Annotated in this window: 21 protein-coding genes and 1 pseudogene; 21 read left to right on the top strand and 1 reads right to left on the bottom strand. The window is 33.9% G+C overall.

The features are described from left to right. Nucleotides 1–73 precede the first annotated feature (73 nt). The 3 genes from ACQKEZ_RS10005 (at nt 74) to ACQKEZ_RS09995 (ending at nt 2,965) form a co-directional block, all read left to right on the top strand. Entirely contained in the window at nt 74–244 is a 171-nt protein-coding gene (locus tag ACQKEZ_RS10005) for a CxxH/CxxC protein (RefSeq protein WP_427300347.1), read from the top strand. Nucleotides 245–324: 80 nt separating this feature from the next. Continuing rightward, nucleotides 325–804, top strand: coding sequence for a 23S rRNA (pseudouridine(1915)-N(3))-methyltransferase RlmH (gene rlmH, locus ACQKEZ_RS10000; protein WP_427300345.1), 480 nt, complete (start codon nt 325–327; stop codon nt 802–804). A gap of 358 nt (nt 805–1,162) precedes the next feature. Beyond that, complete coding sequence (locus ACQKEZ_RS09995) at nt 1,163–2,965, top strand: DNA cytosine methyltransferase (protein ID WP_427300343.1); 1,803 nt, start codon at nt 1,163–1,165, stop codon at nt 2,963–2,965. A 48-nt stretch (nt 2,966–3,013) separates the two neighbouring features. Here ACQKEZ_RS09995 and ACQKEZ_RS09990 read toward each other — a convergent pair whose 3' ends face one another. Then, nucleotides 3,014–4,048 (bottom strand): HNH endonuclease, encoded by a 1,035-nt coding sequence (locus tag ACQKEZ_RS09990; protein ID WP_427300341.1) that lies wholly within the window; start codon nt 4,046–4,048, stop codon nt 3,014–3,016. Between the two features lie 219 nt (nt 4,049–4,267). Here ACQKEZ_RS09990 and radC point away from each other — a divergent pair. The 18 genes and pseudogenes from radC (at nt 4,268) to ACQKEZ_RS09900 (ending at nt 21,663) form a co-directional block, all read left to right on the top strand. Beyond that, a pseudogene (radC, locus tag ACQKEZ_RS09985) lies at nt 4,268–4,737 on the top strand (RadC family protein). 10 nt (nt 4,738–4,747) lie between these two features. Continuing rightward, nucleotides 4,748–5,257: a DUF1643 domain-containing protein gene (locus ACQKEZ_RS09980; RefSeq protein WP_427300340.1), complete on the top strand. Its 510-nt coding sequence runs from the start codon at nt 4,748–4,750 to the stop codon at nt 5,255–5,257. 49 nt (nt 5,258–5,306) lie between these two features. Further along, the gene (locus ACQKEZ_RS09975) at nt 5,307–5,558 is read left to right on the top strand and encodes a hypothetical protein (protein WP_427300338.1); all 252 of its coding nucleotides are present in this window, start codon (nt 5,307–5,309) and stop codon (nt 5,556–5,558) included. Nucleotides 5,559–5,702: 144 nt separating this feature from the next. Beyond that, complete coding sequence (locus ACQKEZ_RS09970) at nt 5,703–6,389, top strand: hypothetical protein (RefSeq protein ID WP_427300337.1); 687 nt, start codon at nt 5,703–5,705, stop codon at nt 6,387–6,389. 137 nt (nt 6,390–6,526) lie between these two features. Beyond that, nucleotides 6,527–8,239, top strand: a complete 1,713-nt coding sequence (locus tag ACQKEZ_RS09965; RefSeq protein ID WP_427300335.1) for a DUF927 domain-containing protein — start codon at nt 6,527–6,529, stop codon at nt 8,237–8,239. 91 nt (nt 8,240–8,330) lie between these two features. After that, nucleotides 8,331–8,456 (top strand): hypothetical protein, encoded by a 126-nt coding sequence (locus tag ACQKEZ_RS09960; RefSeq protein WP_427300333.1) that lies wholly within the window; start codon nt 8,331–8,333, stop codon nt 8,454–8,456. A gap of 65 nt (nt 8,457–8,521) precedes the next feature. Further along, a complete protein-coding gene (locus ACQKEZ_RS09955; RefSeq protein WP_427300331.1) occupies nt 8,522–10,141 on the top strand; it encodes a recombinase family protein in 1,620 nt (539 codons plus the stop codon). A gap of 151 nt (nt 10,142–10,292) precedes the next feature. After that, nucleotides 10,293–10,991, top strand: a complete 699-nt coding sequence (locus ACQKEZ_RS09950; RefSeq protein ID WP_427300329.1) for a helix-turn-helix transcriptional regulator — start codon at nt 10,293–10,295, stop codon at nt 10,989–10,991. Between the two features lie 21 nt (nt 10,992–11,012). Beyond that, nucleotides 11,013–11,678, top strand: coding sequence for an EcsC family protein (locus ACQKEZ_RS09945; RefSeq protein WP_427300328.1), 666 nt, complete (start codon nt 11,013–11,015; stop codon nt 11,676–11,678). Next, the gene (locus tag ACQKEZ_RS09940; protein ID WP_427300327.1) at nt 11,672–12,538 is read left to right on the top strand and encodes a flagellar hook-basal body complex protein; all 867 of its coding nucleotides are present in this window, start codon (nt 11,672–11,674) and stop codon (nt 12,536–12,538) included. The genes ACQKEZ_RS09945 and ACQKEZ_RS09940 overlap by 7 nt, the downstream gene beginning before the upstream one ends. 170 nt (nt 12,539–12,708) lie before the next feature. Beyond that, nucleotides 12,709–14,352 carry a ribonuclease YeeF family protein gene (locus ACQKEZ_RS09935; protein WP_427300565.1) on the top strand — a complete coding sequence of 548 codons (1,644 nt, stop codon included), beginning with the start codon at nt 12,709–12,711 and terminating at the stop codon, nt 14,350–14,352. Nucleotides 14,353–14,354: 2 nt separating this feature from the next. Next, the gene (locus ACQKEZ_RS09930; RefSeq protein WP_427300325.1) at nt 14,355–14,606 is read left to right on the top strand and encodes a hypothetical protein; all 252 of its coding nucleotides are present in this window, start codon (nt 14,355–14,357) and stop codon (nt 14,604–14,606) included. 49 nt (nt 14,607–14,655) lie between these two features. Further along, nucleotides 14,656–15,162 (top strand): DNA polymerase III, encoded by a 507-nt coding sequence (locus ACQKEZ_RS09925; protein ID WP_427300323.1) that lies wholly within the window; start codon nt 14,656–14,658, stop codon nt 15,160–15,162. A gap of 427 nt (nt 15,163–15,589) precedes the next feature. Further along, nucleotides 15,590–16,183, top strand: a complete 594-nt coding sequence (locus tag ACQKEZ_RS09920) for a hypothetical protein (protein WP_427300321.1) — start codon at nt 15,590–15,592, stop codon at nt 16,181–16,183. Between the two features lie 77 nt (nt 16,184–16,260). After that, on the top strand, nt 16,261–16,503 hold the full coding sequence (locus ACQKEZ_RS09915; RefSeq protein ID WP_427300319.1) for a hypothetical protein: 243 nt from the start codon (nt 16,261–16,263) through the stop codon (nt 16,501–16,503). Between the two features lie 265 nt (nt 16,504–16,768). Then, entirely contained in the window at nt 16,769–18,652 is a 1,884-nt protein-coding gene (locus tag ACQKEZ_RS09910) for a 3'-5' exonuclease (protein ID WP_427300317.1), read from the top strand. Nucleotides 18,653–18,767: 115 nt separating this feature from the next. Further along, a complete protein-coding gene (locus ACQKEZ_RS09905; RefSeq protein ID WP_427300316.1) occupies nt 18,768–20,537 on the top strand; it encodes a DUF262 domain-containing protein in 1,770 nt (589 codons plus the stop codon). Nucleotides 20,538–20,814: 277 nt separating this feature from the next. Continuing rightward, a complete protein-coding gene (locus ACQKEZ_RS09900; protein WP_427300314.1) occupies nt 20,815–21,663 on the top strand; it encodes an MBL fold metallo-hydrolase in 849 nt (282 codons plus the stop codon). Nucleotides 21,664–21,683 lie beyond the last annotated feature (20 nt).

The raw sequence follows: 21,683 nt of genomic DNA, 5'->3' as shown, positions 1-21,683 counted from the left end.
TAAATCGGTTATATTGATAAAAGAGTAAATACCATGTGTATAACAAACGAAATATTGGAGGAAACCATTAGTTATGAACAAACAACTTTTTTCATGTGAAGAACACATCGAAACCGTACTAGACATGTACATAGACGATCACGAACTCCCGCCAGAATTCAGAAAAATCGAACATACACACAGCTTATCCACAACCTGTGAATTGTGCGACAAACCAGCAATATATATAGTGGGGAACGAATGATCGGACACAAAATACACAAATTTTATCCACAATTGTTGATAACTTATATGAATAACTTGTTCTTAAGGTGGGGATGACCTGTGAATATATCAATTGTCACAATCGGAAAATTAAAAGAGAAATATTTAAAGCAAGGCATAGCCGAATACACAAAACGACTCCAAGCCTATGCCAAAATCGACATCATTGAGCTAGCGGACGAAAAAGCACCCGAAAACCTCAGCGATCAAGACATGAAAATCATCAAAGACAAAGAAGGCGAACGCATCCTAAGCAAAATCAACCCAGACGCCCACGTCATCGCCCTCGCCATCGAAGGAAAAATGAAAAGTTCCGAAGAATTAGCCGATACAATAGATAAACTGGCAACATACGGAAAAAGTAAGGTGTGTTTTGTGATAGGTGGTTCGCTTGGGTTAAGCGACACTGTCATGCAGCGTGCGAATGAGAAGCTGTCGTTTTCGAAGATGACGTTTCCGCATCAGTTGATGAGGTTGGTGCTGATGGAACAGGTTTATCGGGCGTTTCGGATTATGCGGGGGGAGCCTTATCATAAGTAAATGAGGTTTTTTCAAAAAAAGCATCATAAGATGCTCAGCGTGAAGAGAAAGTGAGGGTTTTTAAGACAAGTGTCTACAAAACCCTCATTTTTGTCTTTTGAACTGGGTCAAGAAGCAGTATGTAGTGTTTTTGCCTTGGAGTTCACTCAATATACGGTGTGTTTAAACCTTTAAAAAAGCTGTCGAGATTTTCTCGACAGCCTGAGCATCATAAGATGCTTTTCTTTTGTTTTATAGGTAAGTATATGATAAATTATACTAGAACTAATGTTCTTATTTTAGTACCAGACAAACACGTTTCTTTTTGTTATAATAAATAGGTTAAATTAAACGGCTCTAAAAAGGGGTGAAAGCGCCAATGTTAAAATTAGGAACCATCTTTAGTGGAATAGGTGCTATTGAGCATTCCTTAGAACGATTAGGTATTGAATATAAAGTATCTTTTGCATGCGATAATGGAGGCATTGATATCTTTTCAAAAACCATTGAAAGAAATTTAATTTCAGTGGATAAAGAAATTGAAGAATTAGAAATAAGATTATCAAGCCTAACAAATGAAAGTTACAAAGATGCCAATGAACTTGATATTCAGGAACATTTTGAACATATACAAAAGCGAAGAGAAGAATTAGAAACCGAGTCAATAATTGTTGCTGAGAGGATTTTAAAGGAACGTTTCTTACTCTCCACAATAGATAATTTTCTAGAGATGATTACTAATAGTCGAGTGAAAATGAAGTATTCTTCATTTCTTGGAAGTTTTCAAGGAATGCAAATAAATGATATATCAAAGTCCCATCTTTATTATTTGTTAAGAGATTCTAGAGATTTTTACAAAGGGCTAAAGGATGAAGAATTAATTCATTCCCTTCTTGGAGTTTCATTGAAGGAGTATGAAGTACATTATAAAGCCTTTGTTGAAACCTCTGCAGTAAGAAAACTTAATAGTCATCTGACAGAAGTTATTGATACAATCAATATGTTAATCGAGAGACTTTCTACTGTTGAAATTCTTGATGATTTATCAAAACTTAAAGATTTCCGTAAGAAAAAAGGATATATAGATAATCTTTATAAGCCAAAAAAGAAGTCTAACTTTGTTTTACAAAGTTATTTAGCTAATTATGAAATTAATGAGGAACATTTCCACTGGAATGCCTCATTTTTAGATGGGAAACAATATAAAGACCAAATAGATTTGTTCGTTGGGGGAAGTCCTTGTCAATCTTTTTCAATGGTTGGAAAAAGAAGAGGTCTTCAAGATACTAGAGGAACTTTGTTTTATGAATATGCTCGTTTAATCAAAGAAATTCAACCTAAAGTATTTATATATGAGAATGTTAAGGGACTTATTAATCATGATGGCGGTAATACTTGGGCAACAATGCAACAAGTTTTTGATGACCTTAATTATGATTGGAAATTTCAAGTGTTGAATTCTAAAAATTATGGTATTCCTCAAAATAGAGAGAGATTATTTGTTGTTGGTTTTAGGAAGGATATAGAATTAAAAGAGGAATTTTCCTTCCCTACCCCAATACCACTTGAAAAAAAGATGCAAGACTTCTTATTAGATTCAGTCTCAGGAAAGTATTATTTGAATAAAAAAGGTGTAGAATTTGTAACAAAAGAAAAAAATATCATGAAGAGATTTACTCAAATAGATGGCGATATACAACTTTGCCAAAAAGCCAATCAGCAATTCAACTGGCATGGAGATTTTGTTTTTGTTGAAGAAAATAAAGATAAAGAAAAAATGATGGAAGACCTAGAAAAATATTTCCTTTCTGAAAAAGTTGAAAAATACGTCATGTCTAGCGGCACTAAAAACTTTTATTCAAAACCTAAAATTGATTTAGAAATTGCGAGACCATTGTTAACAACAATGCATAAGATGCACCGTGCTGGAGTCGATAACTATGTTACAACAGAAGGACGCATAAGAAAACTAACTCCGAGAGAATGTCTTAGACTAATGGGTTTTTGTGATAGTTTCAAAATTGTTGTTTCAGATACACAAATGTATCAACAGGCAGGTAATTCAATTGTTGTTGACGTTCTAATGGAGATAATGAGATCAATCATTAAGAGCTTGCCGGAAATTACAGAAGGAAAAAATTATAAATACAGAGATAACATCGAACAATTATCTTTACTTTAATAAGGAAAACACCGAGTTATTAATTATCTCGGTGTTTTCCTTATTTTACTACTTAAAAATGTTTTCCCTATGATAGTTCAAATAGGGTGAACGTTTGCCTGTTTCATTTGCAATATCATAAATCTTTCCAGAAACGAGGTTTAATTTCTCAATAATTTCTATTGAAACAAGTGCTGAAATAAGCAATGCTCCATTATCCATAAAACTAATCAACCCTCTATCGAACAGTACGTCATAGGTCGGCGTGAGGACAAGTCCATTATAACCATCCAATCTTTCTATGTTGTTAGACAAATTCCAAGGTTTAGCATGACTTGCTCTTAATAGAATAGGATCCGAAATACCTGTAAAAGGACATTTTTTCATTGTGGAAAGTAGTCTATTCTTAAACTTTCCTTGTCCTTTTCTTGAAGTAACTACCGACATTACATCAGTTTCTTCTTCTTCGATTTGCTCCGCATCCTCATAAATCTCTCTAATTACCATAGGCATCTCTCTATCAACGAACTTTTCTTTAATTGATAATGTGAATTCATATTCCACCTTATCAGGTCCGATTAACTTTGTAATGGATAATGTAGAGATGTGCGGTAGTGCCAATCTCCTGAAAACACGCCATATTTCACTGGTCGAATTTATATAAAACCTCTCTGTATCTGTTTTTCCTCTATGATTGAATACTTTAAAGAAGATTTTCTCATCTTTGTAATCTTCAATTTTTTGCTTTAGTTCAAAATAGTACTCACTGATATCGTAGAAATAATTTTGGGCAGGTTCATGATATTCCTTGAATGCCAACTCCAAGTATTCTAAAAGGTTACTCTTACGGAAGTAACAATTTGCGTTGGAAGCGTCAAACTCATTTTTTAAATACACGATTGTATCTGTGAAAGAAAAGAAACTTGACGCAATCGGGGACCCTTGAGAACCAATATAGATGCGAGATTCACCACTTGATGGTTTTAATTTTGAAGCGTTTCTTTCTGTTCTCAGCTTATTTCTCGAGACAAAACTGTCCGATATTGCAACCGAAAGTCTATTTTGAAAAAGACTATTTTCATTTTGCTCAACCTTCTCATCCATGAGTAAGCAACCCCTTTGTTAAAAAAATTCAATTCCTCTTGCTTATATTAAGGTATAACATAGTCAGAAAATATTCAACTATTTTGTATAAACGTCTATAAAAAAGCTTTTTTATTTAATTTTTAGTCAGAAGATTATTTTTATCTGATTTATTAATCTGTATTTAAATGGCGTTGCAAATTTATATTATATACTTGATATTTGAAAAAATTAATTAAAATGGAGGGCTTCGTTGTGAAAAAGCAAGTCGCGAAAAGAGTTAACATTGTTTCAGTTAAATTAGTCAGAGAGTCTAGTATTCTTTATGAAAGAAGAAGTATTCGCTCACCACAAGATGCATATGAATTGCTAAAGATTTCTTAGAAGATAAAGACTGGGAGCACCTCATTGTTGTAACCTTAAACACCAAGAACCAACTTGTATCGATAAATGTCTGCCATATTGGAAGCTTAAACGCCAGCATCGTTAGTCCTCGTGAAGTTATGAATTCAGCAATCTTGTCATCTGCAGCGAGCAGCATGGTAGCTCATAATCACGCTTCTGGTGAAACCACTCCATCAAGGGAAGACCTGGAGGTTACAGAACGTCTTGCTAAAGCAGGTAAGCTAATGGGAATTGAGCTGTTGGATCACCTCATTATTGGAGAGAGAAAGTATACATCCTTGAAAGGAAAAGGATATATTAGATAGGAGCAGAAAAATGAAATTAATCAAAAATATGATCAGGACAGAAGTTATTTACGATGATGATTTGAACAATAAGTTTTTAATCAAAAAAGAATGGAATCAGTACGAGAAAAAGGCTGTTGTCATCATGAAAAAGGCAGGAAGAGCAAATGCAATATTGTTAGATCACACAACCATGTACGTTATGAATAATCTCTTTAAATTGGGATATGGTAGTGTGAATATTGTAAATCTGTTCCCTACAATCAAAGGAAAAGAAACAAAAGAATCTATAACCACAAATATGAAATGCATAAAAGAAGCAGTCCAAAATTCGGATGATGTAATTATCGCGATTGGGAAAGGTGCCGATATCAATAAGAGAGCGATGAAAAGACTAGATATGATTTTAGCTTTATTACTTGATAACAAAGCAAATGTTTTAGAGATAGAATCTAGTTTTGGAAGGAGAGGTTTTCATCCTCTATATCCAGCATTAAAGAATCAATGGAAGTTAGTTCCCTATAGTAGAGAGAAGGTGTGAGTAATTGGAAATAGAGCAATTACTTCATTTATTTAAAAAGAGGTTTGGAGTGACAATAGAATTGAACAATTTAGGAAACGAGACAGTATTGCTGTATCATGACGAACTTGATAATGCCCTTTTTCCAAGTCATGTTTTAGAATCACTTCCGAATCCTGTTTTAATTCACACATACATTTATAAAGAAGAATCAGAGTGGTTGATAGGTATTGCTTCCAAGGCAATAACGAATCAACCACTCTATTTAATTTGCTTAAAAGATGGGAGAAGAATATACGATAAAAAAATAGCTGTTATTTAATGAGCAATCCAAAAAAGAACTAGAGATGATGGTTTGTGATTAATGCATATGAAGAAGCAAACCATCTTATTCTTTAAATTAAAAATAAGGTCTTTGATTTTTTGTGTTACTATAGTCACAGTATATTTAAAGGAGAGAGAATTTTTGGTGACCTATGGTATTACTGAGTTGACTAAAGAGATATATAAAGAAGATTATTCAAAAGAGAATCATTTAAGAAGTCTAGAAGCAGATCGGAAAAAAATTGAACGGTTTATAATTAAAATCGAGTTTTTTATGGGGAGACAACGAAAAAAAGGGGAAAAATTACGAATAAACAAAGAAAATTTTAAGATATATGCTGAGGTTATTAAAGTGTTTTTTAAGCCTGAAAATGAAAGAGTATTCAACTTTTTCAAGAAAGTATTGAAGATGCAAATGGATAGAACTCTATCTGGAAAAGATAAATTCAACAAATATGAAGAAGATAATTATGAAGAGTTATTTTATCAAGTGCATGAAATTATTGGGAATGCACAAGAAAAGTTCACACACAAAGCATTTATAGATACTAACAAGGAACATAAAGAAAATTTACGTTCTAATAAATACACTTCTAAAGCTAGAAACAAAATTAAGGAATTTGAAGCAACTATGTTTACAGACCTCTTTACTGAATTAAATATGAAGATAGATTATATTGAGCCTAAGATAAACTTGCTTGAGTTATATGAATATGAATTTAATGAGGCGAGAAAAAGATTTTATGAAAGTTTAGAAGAAACTCGATTAATGGAAATAGATATGAAAAAAGCAGCAGGAATAATGCAAGACATAAAAAGACAATCATAATAGGGTTGTCTTTTTTGCTGAATAGTTACCTGTCAAGGACAATTTTTGATCAAAAACCTCTAAAAAAAACGTCCGTGGTATTTTTTTTGTTTGATTATACAATCAGCTATACAGTCAAACATTAGGAGGAAACATTTATGATACGTAAAAATTGTGAACCAGCTATACTAGTACCACCCAGTAAGGACATTGAATTATTCCCTTATCGTGTTCAAGGGAATCAGTTACGTAAATTTGATAAAAAAACGGAGGAATATAAATATATCGCCAAAGCGGCTAAAATTAAATCCATAGAACGCTGTTTAGAGACAGGCGAATTAAAAATGAAAATTATTTTTTGGTCAATTGATCGTTGGATCACAATGGATATTGAAAGAGCGGATTTAGATGGAAAAAGCATAAAGAAATTCTTGAATCAAGGTATGGATATTATTGGTGATAAAAAGACAAAAGAAGTCTTTTCATTCCTTAGTGAGCATGAGAAGAGCATCCATCCAAGAAATTTCCATACAGGATTAGGATGGGATCGAATAAACGGATATATGAACTATAAAAGCCATTCACTTATCAATGATAATGGAATTGAATCAAGGTATTCGGGTGATATCAATTTACAACCAATGGGATCTTTTGAAGGGTACGAAAATTTATTACAGGAGTACGTTTTAGGACATGCTCCTCTCGAGCTAATGCTTTGCATAGGCCTCTCTGCTTCATTGTTAGGATTTCTTAATCAGTCAGGTGAATCATTATGGGATTGGTCGCTCATGTGTCACATACATGGGTTCTCATCTACTGGCAAGACTACTGCTAGTATGCTTGCAGTATCACCTTTTGGTAATCCAAACAGTAATCATCAAGGTCTTATCCGTTCTTTTAATGGAACAAAAAATGCTCTCATCTCCTCGCTAAATGGCAACTTTGGAATGCCAATCGTCTTCGATGAAACAACGATGAATGAGATGGAAAGCAAGAAATTAAGCGCCCTTATTTATGAATTTTCACAAAATCAAGAGCGAGCACGCCTTAATCAAGATTCAACCATGAAGAAAAATGGCACGTGGTGTACAACGATTATAACCACTGGAGAGCAATCCATTATTAATAGAGCAGAAAAAAATGATGGGCTTCGGGTTCGTTTGTTTGAATTTGAAGGGATCAACTGGTTTAAAGATGCTAATCATGCAGAAAATGTGAAAAAGGCAGTGACAGAAAACTATGGATTCTGTGGAGAAGCATTTGCGAGACTCCTCAATCGTTATCCATCTAGGGAATTGGAAGAGTTGCTAGAAAGAAATAAAGAAGAATTAAAAAAAGAGATGCCTGTTAGTCATTTAGTTGACCGCATTTCTTTAAAAATGGCACTTATTTTAACAACAGTTGATCTTTTAGAAAAAGGATTTGGATATAAATTATGTCGAGATCAGATTAAGAGAATGCTAATTGATCAAGAGAATAAATCTTTTGAAGATCGAAATATTGGCGAAAATTTTCATAGACAATTTATGGTTTATGTCATTCAACATAGTAGAAAATATTATCAAAAAGGATCTAGTGGAGGTGGCTCTGATGTTTGGGGCACAATTGAATACGAAAAAGGTAAAACATACGTATACACTTTGTCCAACGTATTTAAAGATGCAGTGACTCATTTGGGGTATCCAAATGACAAATCGGTACTACTTGCATTAAAAGAAAAAGGTGTGCTACATCACGAAAACAACAAACTGAAAATTCGGATAAATATAATGAGAGTGAGTAATCAATCAAAAAATGGTGTTTATACGATCTGTATTGTTTTTTCTGAGGATATTTTATCTTTAGAAAAATTATATGAGAGTTCCATATAAGAAGCAGCAGGGGGGATTTTCCCCCATTCCCCTTTTCATTTAACAGAAAGAACTAATATATCAAATATATATCATGAAAAGGATGAGGATAATGGATTTATGTTACGAAGATAAGAATAAAGATTTTGACATTGTTATAGAAATGATGACTGTTGTTGTAAGAGAAGCGATTAGTGATATTGATAAAGAATCAAAGAAAAGCGAGGAAGGAAGATGAATAATTCGACAAAAGCAATAATGGATCTAAATACGACATTAGAACGGAGAAAGGCTGCGTTATATGTGAGAGTATCAACAACAGAGCAAGCGGAGGAAGGGTATAGCATTGAAGAACAGATTAGAGTTTTGAAAGAAATGTGTGATCGTGAAGGATATGAAGTATTCAAAATTTATGATGATAGAGGTATAAGTGGCAAATCAATAAAAGGCAGACCTGCATTACAGCAATTACTTAGAAATGCAAATGAACATGCCTTTGATATGGTTCTTGTTTGGAAAATGAATCGATTTTCAAGAAAAACGTTAGATTTGTTAACTATCGTTGATTTGTTAAAGAAAAAGCATATTTCATTTCGTTCTTTAACAGAGCGTCATGAAACCGAAACACCATCTGGCGTTAAGCAATTCCAAATGATGGCGATTATAGCCGAGTTTGAAAGATCGAACATAGCAGAGAACGTAAAGATGGGAATGATTGCAAGAGCAAGAGAAGGATCATGGAACGGTGGACAGGTTCCTGGATACGATGTGGTTGGTCATTTTGATGATAATCGTAAAAGAAAACAATCTAAATTGGTCATCAATGAGGAAGAAGCGTCAATAGTAAGAGAAATATTTCACATGTATAACACAGGTCATGGCTATAAATCTATTGCTAATCATTTGAATAAAAAAGGTTTCACAACTAAAAAGAATAAATCATTTTCAATATCAGCGATAAAAACAATTTTAACAAATCCATTATATGTAGGCATGATTCGTTTTAATGTAAGAAGAGATTGGGAAGAAAAGAGACGCAATAATATTAATCCTCATCCAGTCATAGAGAAAGGCAAACATCAGCCAATCATTACCGAAGAAACATGGGAAAAGGCAAAATCTATTATGAAAAGTAAATCGGGAAAACCAAATCGAATCCATAATGGCAAATTCCCTTTAACGGGCATTATGAAATGTCCTGTTTGCGGGTCAGGAATGGTTATAGGAAGAACAACCAATAAGAGAAAAGATGGAACAAAAAGAATATTAGAATATTATGTTTGTGGTGCGTGGAAGAATAAAGGGTCTACTGTATGTCAATCAAATGGAGTGCGTGCTGATTATGCAGACAAATTTGTTTTGAATCAGATTTCTAAAGTGGCGAATAATGAGAAGGTTATTAATGCTATTCTTTCTAAACTCAATAATAGTGAAAAGAATAAAATGCCTGAATTAGAGAAACAATATAGACAGTTGAAAATTGATCTATCAAACCTGCAATCAAAGAAACAAAAAGTAATTGAGATTTACGAGGACAGGACAATTACTAAATTAGATTTGCAAAATCGATTGAAAAACATCAATTCTGATCAAGAAAAGCTAGAGGAAAGAATGCGCCTCATTACAGAGAAGTTAGGTGAAAGTCACACGAAACCAATAGATTATAATGTTGTATCAGCCATAATGAAAGAGTTTCATACGAGATTAAAAAAACAATTGACCAACGAACAAATGAAACAGTTAATGAGGTTGATGATTGATCAAATCACAATATCTGATAAAAGGGAAATTGAAAGTATTCAAATAACGTTGAATCATCGAGTCTTAAAATATTTTCATAACGAAAAAGGAGTAGCGGAGTCATCCAATGAGGATGATTTTGCTACTCCTTTTTCTATTTGTTTTGATATCTGTCATTTGTGAGAGGAAGTGGTGTTTGAAGGTATGTTTCAGAATCATAGGGGGAATGGGGGAATTTTAAACAGTCTAATGATTTTTTGGAATGGACATGTTGTGTCCATGTATTTGGTTATAGTAAAAAACAACCAACATAATTGCAGAAAAGGTGTATGTGTTGAAATTTGAAAGAAACAAAACTAATCGGATGCTGTTCTTGTATGAAAAACTTTTAAACAAAGAAGTGATTAAAAAGCAAGTTGAATCAGATCGTTTTCAAGTGACGCTCAAGACGATACAAAGAGACGTTGCTGATCTGAAATATTATATTGAAAGGTTTCATTATCAATTAGAACTCATCTATGATCGGCGTTTAGGAGGCTATACTCTATCAATAAACGAGAGTATGCAATTACATAAAGGTGAAATGATGGCTCTCTTTAAAATTGTGTTAGACAGTAGCAGCTTAACATCAAATGAATCAAGAAAATTATTAGAAAAGATTCTCTTCTCAATCCCTATCCAAGATCAACAAACAACTCAATTTTTTTCAAGGTACTTGCATGAATGTGATACTGAAAAAGATGCAACGTCAGTATTGAACACCTTAAAATTGTTGACTGAGGCAATTGAAAAGAAAAAATGGATACAATTATCAAGCTCAGAAAAGGGAAAGATAGTCATTGCACCAGTAGATATTCTATTACACCAAAACTCTTTCTATCTTACAGGATTTTTGAAAGAAAAAATAACAAAAGAGCGTTTACCAAATGTTTTTCTCATACAGAAGGAGATGAAGATTGATGTATTATCGGAAAAATTTCAGGTCCCTTCTCATTTTAAAGTTAACGGAGAAATGCTAAAGAAAATGATTTAGATATAGAAAGGTGTAAATTCTATGGGGAAAGAATTAAATCAACACAAAATGGTGCAGTTACTTGACTGGTGTTTTGAGAAATCATTGAATGGTTTTTCAACCTCACTTTCTGCAAAGCAGTTAGCGGAGGATTATTTGAAAAAGCATCGATCTAGAGAAGATGCAGTAAACGCTTTAATACGTTGGCAGACCGCAAAAGTCGGTGCAACTGGGTTTTTAACTGGTGTGGGTGGTGTAGTGACTCTGCCTGTTGCTGTCCCAACAGATATGGTATCTAATTTATATAATCAAATTCGTATGATTGCGTGTATTGCTTATTTAAGAGGATACGACTTGCAAGACGATAAAGTGAAAACATTTGTATACATTTGTTTAATTGGAAAGAGTGGAATAGAACTAATCGAAAAATTGAGTTTAACTATAGGAGGAAAACTGGTTGTAACTACAATACACAAAGTCCCTAGACAACTACTGGTGAAGATTAATCAAAAAGTTGGATTTAGACTTGTAACAAAGTTCGGATCAAAAGGTGCTGTAAACTTAATTAAACTTGTCCCAATTGCTGGTGGTGTGATTAATGGTTCGTTTAATGCTAGTGGAAATATGATCATTGCAAAGGTAGCAAAAGATGTATTTGTTCCTTTTGACACATTACGAGAAAAAGCAGAGGGGGAAGAGACATGTTAAGGTCAATGTATTCTGGTGTTTCTGGTTTAAAAGCCTTTCAAACAAAACTTGATGTTATAAGTAATAATGTTGCCAATGTAAACACTGTATCTTATAAGAAAGATCAGGTTACTTTTAAAGATATGCTGAGCCAAACACTGGAAACTGCTTCATTAAACAAGAATTCTAAACAAGTTGGATTAGGTGTATCTGTAGGTGCAATTCATACTAAACAGGCTCCAAACAGTCTTGAAACCACGGGAAGAACACTAGATGTATCAATCCAAGGAGAAGGGTATTTTATAGTTCAAAAAGGAGCGGATGATACAAGAACATTTACAAGAGCAGGTAACTTCTATATTGGAGCTGATGGTGTACTTGTGAATCAAGATGGTGTTCCGATTAAAGGATTAGCTAGAAATAATCAAACAGGTGAAATATTACCACCATTTAATAACACGATTCTTCTAGAATCTATTATGATTCCAAAGCCATCTGATTGGGATGCTACTTCTGGAGAGGAACGCCCAAATGTTAATATTCAATCAATTGGGAAAGATGGAACGGTTTATTATACGATTGTCGGTGATGAAGGTACATTAAGAGAAGCAGGACCTATTGTTCTAGCGACCTTCAATAATCCAGCAGGACTGGACAAGATCGGTGGAAACCTATATCGTAAAACTGCAAGTTCTGGTGATGAGCAATATGATCCAAATGATGATAACAAATTGAGATCAGGTACATTAGAAATGTCTAATGTAGATTTATCGGATGAGATGACCGAGATGATTATCTCTCAACGGGGGTTTCAATCAAACGCAAGAACACTGACAAACTCTGATGATGTATTGGCTGAACTTATGCAACTTAAGAGATGATGTGAAGTAGGACAAAGTCGAATCCAGTGAAAACCTAAAAGTCACAAAAGGCTGCACAGCTTTAGCGTGTGGCTTTTTGCTATTTTGATAATAAACTCGAAATATTTCCAAATGATAGAGAGAGATAGTAAAATAATACATGTGAACTAAATAAAGGGTGGTGACTTTCCCTGAATAAAATACTTGATGCAAAAGCACTTACAAATGCCATGGATACAAGAGCAAAACACTATCAGGAACTTCGCGAACAAATGGTCGATTTAAAAAAGGCACTACAAGGCGTCGCAAACCTCGGTGATGACTTCACTGGGAAAGGTGCAGATAACATTAAAAGTTTCTATAAAGAGCTTGCTGGAAATGTAGACATGTTTATTAGCTTCATTGATAAGCAAAAAGCCTTTCATGAAGGTGTTTCTGGGACACTTGATGATACGAGCTTTGGCGGCGATACCTTTGTAGAAGAACACTTTTTAGACAACGCAGTACATATGGGCATCAAGAATGCCAAAAGCATTGTAAAGGATCAAAAAAAGGCACTCAAAACAATTTTTGAAGACATTGATGATCTCATTTCTCTAGAGGTATATGATAGTCTAACCTTTGATGAAAAAATAGAAGATGCGGAAGATGAACGAAAAAAGACGGTCAAAGACCTAAGAGAGCTTGATCAAAATTTAAAAGATGAATATGCTTTGTCAGAGACGGAGCAACAAGCTACAATGGCATTGTACGCTGAAATGATCAATGCGACAAATGACGGAAAAGCGATTTCGCCTATGAATTTTGACAAGAAATCGTATCAAAATAGCGAAATCTACAAGGCAAAAAGCGATATTGAAAAGCAAACTTCTGAATATCTAAAAATCAAAAAAGAACAAGAAGAAACCCGCGAGATCGTAAAGGAACAAGAAGCCCTCGCCAACCGTCCTTGGTATGAGAAAGCACTCGATTATGGTGGAAATATCGTGAATGAACTGACTGGTGTGAACGATGCAAAACGTGCCGCAACGGGCGTCGATCCAATCACAGGGGAAGAGCTAACCCCAGGCCAGCGAGTCGCAGCAGGCGGTATGGCAGCAGCGGGTTATATCCCAATCGTCGGTTGGGCAGGACGCATTTTCAAAGGCGGGAAAGCCGTCTATAAAACCACCCAAGCCACATCAGCCGCAGTTAGAGCGGTTGACGTTTACAAGACATCCCAAAAGTCTTTTGACGCCCTAAAAACATCTCAAAAAGGCTTATATGGCCTCACCGCCACTAACGGCTTCAGCGAAGCAATCACAGGCCGAGACATGTTTGGAAATAAGGTCTCAAAAGAACAGCAGGAAGCAAGTATGAATGCGGCGCTTGGAATGCTTTTGCCGTTTGGGGCGAAAGGGTTTCATGGGAAGATGGGGATTAAGGGTACAAATGGAATTCAAACTGGTGGTAGGGAAATTTCAATCGATGACTATCTAAAACAACTTGATAGAGCAGAAGAAATGTATGCTAATTTTAGAAAATCTAAAATGGATGTTCAGTTAATTTCTAAAAATACAGGAATGACTAAAGAAAGAGTTCAAAGAATTAAAGAGCATTTATTTATTAAGGAACACATAAAGGAGCATGGTGTCGGACGCTTTGATCCTGATTATGAAATTGCACAGGCATGGGACAGGCTACAAAAAGGAAGTTATAATAAGAATGATATTGCACTATTAAATCATGAAATATTTGAATCAAAGTTCGAGGGGATTTTTAATACAAATTATAGGACAGCACATGATAAAACAGTAAAGTCTGGTCGTCCTTGGTATCCATTAAAGGAGGAATGAAGATGGCTTCATACGTCTTATTACTAAAAGAATTTGAAAATAAAGATGCAGTCATATATAGATTTGGTCCAAATGAAAATAGTATGGGGAAAATTGAATTGAATAAATTGACGAGAAAAGTTTCAGAAATAGAAGCTATACCAGATGAGAATATTCCCTCAAAATTTTATTTTGATAGAGCTGCTCAAAGGTTAGCAGTTTGCCTAATCAGAGAGGGAGGAGTATTCCCAGAAAGAACTGCTTTTGAGTCATAAAAAAGGTTCAACCAAAACTCATATATCAAGAAATAAGAAGATGAGATACATGCGTGATTTACTATACCATGCAAATTTTCCCGAGAGTCATGAGTTTCATGTTTCACAGCAGGAAGTCATGAACAGTGGCATTAAATATTCTACGAAGTCAAATCATAGATATAGTAATGGTGGAAGAGTGAAATTAGAGAGAACAGAAAACTTAAGACCTTCGGATATTCCTAAATGGATTCATTTCAAAGAAGCAATAGGCGCTGATATAATCAATCGTTTTTCCGAGTCTTTTTGTTTCCCTATATTTACGGACAAGATATTTGTATTTGATAGTGAAATTTCACTTTCTATTTATGATCAAGCATTCTATGAAGATATGAAAGAGTTTGATGAGGAAGCTTTAAATTTTGACACTGGAGAAACGATTGATTATTGGATTGAGCAGTACTGGAAAAGTATGATCCCACTCAAAGATTATTTGAGGAAAAGACCTTATCCAAAGCCAGAGGTATTAATATTTGAACCTGTACCGAAGGAAATCATTAGTTTTTGTGAAGAGTGATAAGCACTTTCTAATTTAAATGTAATTCTAGAGATCTTCTAACATAAAATAATATTTTAGAACCTTGGTAGAGGTTGGTCTCCACCAAGGTTTTTAAATAACCTCATTTAAAGGCATCACGGAGAGCCTTATCATAAGTAGGTGAGGTTTTTATAATTAAGATAGATGAAGCAAATGGATAGTTAATAGCATTTAATTGCTATAGGCTATCCTTTTTTTATTATCTAATTTTGGTTTTATCTCTCAGTATTCAATACATCTAAATAATTAATCATGCTATCAATAAAACCAATATAAATCTTCTTTAATAGTAATAATACTTCCAACTATTTAAATTTTAAGCTTATTTTAATGTAAATATAGATATATAGTTTCGATATAATGCGGGTGAATGAAATCTATTATTTATATTTTGGAGGTATTTGGATTGAGAAAAACTATTATAATAATTGTAGCAATTATACTTTCACTTACTATCTTTGCCCCATTTACAGAGGCAAGAGAGACATTCAATATTGAAGGACAAAAAGATTTCCATTCAATTAGTATTGAAAACATGGGTTCACAAGACAATATTGAAAGTGATGACAACATTAACGATGAAACTGATGAGGATTTAACTGAAGAAGAAATTATTAATGAAATGGCAGAACAGCTTGAATTTTTATATACGGAAGCTGCTACTGTGAATAAACAGGGTGAAATAATAAAAGTGGATGTAAACAAAGTAGAAGCGAAATACGGATCACCTGAGCCAAAGAATCAAGAAGCAATGATTGCTAATTCGCTTAGTGTAGCATCTTTTGGAGTGTGTATTGTTAATTCTACAGGAGGTGCAGTAGGATTAGATGTAGTAAAACGAGCATACAACAAACAAGTGAAAAAAGCATTAAAATCACATGCTTGGAAAAAAGCTTCTTCAATCATGTATAACAACATTAAGAAACATCTTGGTAAAAGTGCTACTAAATTTTTAATTAAAAAATTAGCTGGTGTCGCTTTACCTGGGGGCTACCAATGAAGTGTTGCTAAATGTGGAGTAAAAGAGTTAATCTAGAAATGACTCACTCTTGTTAAAAATTCTCAAAGGAGATTAGTATGCTTAAATCTTTTAAATCATTTGTTATTACTTTTATCGTATTACCTTCATTATTAGGAGCTGCATTGGCATTCACTGTAGAAATACTCCCCCTAATTTGGAGTATCATTACACAAAAAGGGGCAAGCTTGGCATTTAAAGATTTAATCATTACATTTGTTTTAGGCTATGTAATGTATCTAATATATATTGTATATAAAGCGATCATTCACAAAATTAATAAAAATAAAAGTCACAACTAAAAAAACAAATCACACCTGTCGCTGGGGATGGATCTGAAAATTCTTAAACTAAAAGCTCTTAAATTATTAATTTAAGAGCTTTTTGATTTGAGATGTCATCTAGTTATATAACGACAGCCTTATCATTTTGGCTAGAGTAGCAAATAAACGTACTCAAAACAAACCGATATATTGTAAGATTCATTATTTCATAATCATTTATTTATAAAACCCAAATAATTCCGATATATGATATATAAGGATTATTAGAGGGGTGTTAGTATACATGGCGATTACTGTACCAGAAACTATTAAAAGTACTGCGACTGCAGGGGAACGAATTTTATTTCGAACATTAAAGGAATATCTACCCGAGGATTATATTGTTCATTATGAGCCTAATATCAATGGATTTAGACCAGACTTTGTGATAGTCGGTCCTGATTTAGGAGTATTAGTTCTGGAAGTAAAAGATTACACCAAAAATACAATAAGAGAGCTAAACGACAATACCTGGGGAATTTTAGACTCGTCTGGTGATTTACATAGAGTTAAGAGTCCTCTAGTTCAATCAAGAGAGTATGCTTTTAAAATAAAAGAAATGCTTGAAAAAGACATTGATTTAATCAATACAGAAGGGAAATATCAGTTTAAATTAAAGTTTCCTTATGGTTATGGTGTCGTATTTACTCGACTTCATGAAGAGCAACTTTTAAAAAACAAAGTATATGAAGTCATTGATCCACAATTTATTTTATCCCGTGATCAGATTGATCCGGATAATGATCAATTTGATCACGAGATTTTAATAGAAAAATTGGTTGATATGTTTCATGTGCCTTTTAAGTTAAATACACCACTATCATCTGACGAATTAGAAAGGATTCGTTATCATCTATACAAAGAAATACGCGTTGGGGCAGGTTGTGAACCAGTCCCATACCAAGACAAACTGTTATTATCTTTTCGAAACATCAAAACGATGGATTTGCACCAGGAAAACTTGGCTAAACAGATTGGTGATAAACATCGTTTAATTAGAGGAGTAGCAGGGAGCGGTAAAACCTTAATCTTAGCGACTCGAGCAAAAATGTTAGCAGAACAACACCCGGAATGGAAAATACTGATACTCTGTTACAATGCAGCTTTGAAACAAAATATTAAACAGATGGTTCATTCTAAATACACCGAACCAAGTGAGATTTTAACATCAGAACCTAATCAAACACCGAATTTAAATAATATACAAATTCTAAATTTTCACCAATGGATTAAGAAAGACCATGGAATTACTGATATTGAAGTTGAAACGTATATTGAAAAGATAGAAAATGACGCGTCAACCGTTATAAAGTATGATGCCATCTTAATAGATGAAGGGCAAGATTTTAAAGGGAGCTGGCTTCATCTCATCAGTTTATGCTTAAATCAAGAGACGCAATCCTTGCTTTTGGTAGAAGATAGAGCGCAAAATATTTATCGGAAAAGTAGAAGTTATGTAAAAGATACGGGACTCGATTTTAGAGGTAGATCTAGAATCTTAAATATAAATTATCGTAATACGTCACAGATTGTAGCATTTGCATGGAAGTTTTACGATAGCCATAGCAATTTAGAACTTAAATTAAAACAAGAACAGACAGAGACAATTGAAATCATACCTCCAAAAAAGACGAAACGTAAAGGGCCAGAGGTAGATATTTTAAGATGTAGTACATTTAAAGAAGAAATAGAGGGAATTACTAAAGAAATAGTGAATCAACACTGTGAAAAAAACGTACCATACTCTGAAATGGCCATTTTATACCGTATAAAGGGATATAACAGCCAATATATATCAGCGATTCAAACGGCGTTTAAAGCAAAGGATATTCCATACAATTGGATAACTGAAAATGGTGCAACAAAACATAAGTTTAATCCAGAGGAAGAAACGGTTAAAATTTGCTCCCTTGATAGTAGTAAAGGTCTTGATTTCCACTCAGTATTTATTGTGAAAGCGGATTTAATGCCATATAAATATGAAAAGGATCAAGGTAAAGAAGTACCGCTAATGTATATAGGAATGACTCGTGCTAAAGAATACCTTTCAATATCTTATTCAGGCGTTTCTTCGTTTACTCAGTATTTTGAAGATGTAAAGAGTAAAGACCTGATCTCTCAAAATTAATAGAGCTAAATGTAGAGATTGAACTTAGACCATAAAGAATATTAAAAGCCCTTGTAAATAAGGGCTTTTGCTAAATGAATTAAACTGATAGGAACATACAGAAGGGAGAATAATTGTGGCTACAACAATCGAAGTGAATAAGCAGAGTGTTAAACAATTATTAGAAACAGGAAAAGTGAACAAATTCATTATCCCTGAGTATCAACGTCCATATGCATGGTCTGATGAGCAAATTCAAACACTTTTTGATGATTTAGTGGATTACACGAAAAATGGTAGTGAAAGTACTTATTTTCTTGGAACGATTGTTTCATACGAAAATGAGAATAATGAACAAGAGATTATAGATGGTCAACAGCGTATCACTTCTTTGTTTTTATTGCTTCGTGCACTTTACTCAAAGCTTAATTCAATGACTGAGATAAAAGAAGTGAAAAATTTCAAGAGACAAATTGAATCAGCTCTGTGGGAGCAGGATGAGTTAACTGCGGAAGTTGATTACGGAAAAACATTAATTGAATCTAGGGTAATCAGGGATGAGGGAAACAAAACATTTCTTAACATTCTGACAAGCGATATTCTTGAAGAAGGTGCTAAAGATAACTATTCGTCGAACTATAAGTTATTTTTAAAGTTAATAGAGGAATTTAATACGAATGAGCCTCTATTGTTTTTCAAATTCATCCTAAATGCTTTAAACAAAGCAATTCTACTACCAATTACTGCAGATTCTCAAGATACTGCTTTAACGATCTTCTCAACTTTAAACGATAGAGGACTCGCTCTATCTGATGCAGATATTTTTAAAGCAAAGATTTATAACCACTTGGATGCTGAAGGAAAAGCGCAGTTTATTGAACAGTGGCAACAACTTGATGATGAGGCTGTCAATGCGAATGAAAGTATTCAAAAATTGTTCTATTACTATATGTTTTATATAAGAGCGTTAGAAAACGATAGAAATACAACGACTCCGGGTATAAGAAAATACTATTCAAAAAATAATTTTGAACAGCTTTATAAGAGCGAATTGATGGACAATTTACGTACGGTGCTGAACCTATGGCTTGTCATCAATAATCGTGTAGAAATTGAAGATGAAGACTGGTCTAAAAATATTGAAGTGAAACAAGTACTTGATGAATTATCTTCATATCCAAATGAATTTTGGAAGTATCCCGTAGTTATTTATTACCTTAAACATAGGGGGGCGCAAGACTTTGAGGAACTATTCTTAAAATTCCTCAAGAAATTACTAGCTGTGTTAGCAGCAAGGTATATAGTGACACCGACTATAAATGCTGTAAAGCGAGGCATCTTAAATTTAAATGCTGAAATTATTAGATCATCTACTCCAACTTTCGTTTTTTCTACTGTAGATGAACAAGAATTAAAAACCAAAATTAAGACTGCTCATCGCAATACTGTTCGTATGATTTTAAAAATTCTAGCGTATCAAAATCAAGAGGTTTTGCTTCCTGATAGATGGGAAATAGAGCACATTCTTCCTCGAAAATGGCAATCTAGTTATTTTCCTACTAACTCGGATAAAGAAGTAAAAGAGTTAGTGGAACATATAGGGAATAAGGTGCCTTTTGAGAAGAAATTAAACATTATTGCGAGTAATGGATACTTTAAAAAGAAACAAGAAAGTTACGAGAAATCAAAAGTACAGTTATTATTAAACCTTTCCAATCATTATAACGATTGGGGCCTTGATGAGATTAGAGAAAGAGATATTAGAATTTCTGACCAGTTGTGGAGTATACTAAATAGTTGGGGATTAAACCAATTAGAATTGTCAATACAAGAAAAACAAACACCTACTCCAACAGCTGAGGAATCAAAGGTGATTGAGGAGTTAAAAAGAAAAGGATTCATTTAAAAGATAAAAAGAAAGTGCTAATACTGGGCTTCTGCCTCAAAGAAACGAACTGTCACAAATATTTTCTTATTTAAAAAATGGTTTATTTTGGAGTATTTCATCTGTATAGAAAACAAAACCTTCAGCGCAGACCTAAATTAAAGATGAAGTATCCCAATTATAGATGCCTTGATAGATAAATAGTCAATCAATGATTATAAATAAGGGTAAGAACAGATATGCAATTTGAGTAAAAAACGCTATTGGATCTTAAATAATAGGAAGCAGGCAGTACACTATGCACTCAATTAACAAAATAGGTCAGAGCTTTTGGTATATCACGCCAGTATCGCTTACCGACCGCCCCATTCTAGGCATGGTCGTAGGCAGTAACAAAACATTAATGATTGATGCTGGTAACTCAAAAGATCATGCCGAGTACTTCATCAAAAAAACATTAATACATGAGAACTCGATTCCTGATATGGTTGTCCTCACGCATTGGCATTGGGATCATATTTTTGGTCTGCCAGCGTTGCCTGATTCGCTTTCGGTTGCTTCTGCAAAGACAAGAAAGGAAATGGAGAAGCTTCTTCCGTTTTCGTGGTCAGATGAGGCAATTGATGAGCGGGTGAAGGAAGGAACGGAAATCGAGTTCTGTGCTAAGGCCATAAAGGAAGAATATAAGGATCATCGAGATATCACCATTGTCTTACCGGATGTAACGTTTGAACACCGGGTGGAAATTGATCTTGGCGGGGTAACCTGTATCGTTCAATATGTTGGAGGCGATCATGCCGCAGATTCAGTCATCGTGTATATCAAAGAAGAGAAAATTCTATTTCTTGGTGATTGCATTTATCCGAAAATGTATGCCGAAAAAGTACATTATACGATGAAGGAAACATTGCGTCTTTTAGATGAGTTAGATGCTTTTGATGCTGATACGTATATTCCATCACACCAACGACCATTAACAAAAGAGGAGTTTCATCAGGAAACAGACAAGCTTAGAATGATTGCGAAATTTACCGATCTTTGCGGTGGAGATAAGCAGAGAATCATAAGTGAATATAAAAGATACATCAATAGAGAACTTAAAGAAGATGAATTAGAAACCATTGCTTACTTTGTAAATGGTTATTAAATAATTGAGGTAACTAAACA

Origin of the sequence: Bacillus sp. NPDC077027 (assembly GCF_050269555.1) — a bacterium.
GTDB lineage: Bacteria > Bacillota > Bacilli > Bacillales > Bacillaceae > Bacillus.
The sequence above is the reverse complement of the archived record's forward strand: the minus strand, read 5'-3'. Positions and strand labels throughout refer to the sequence as shown.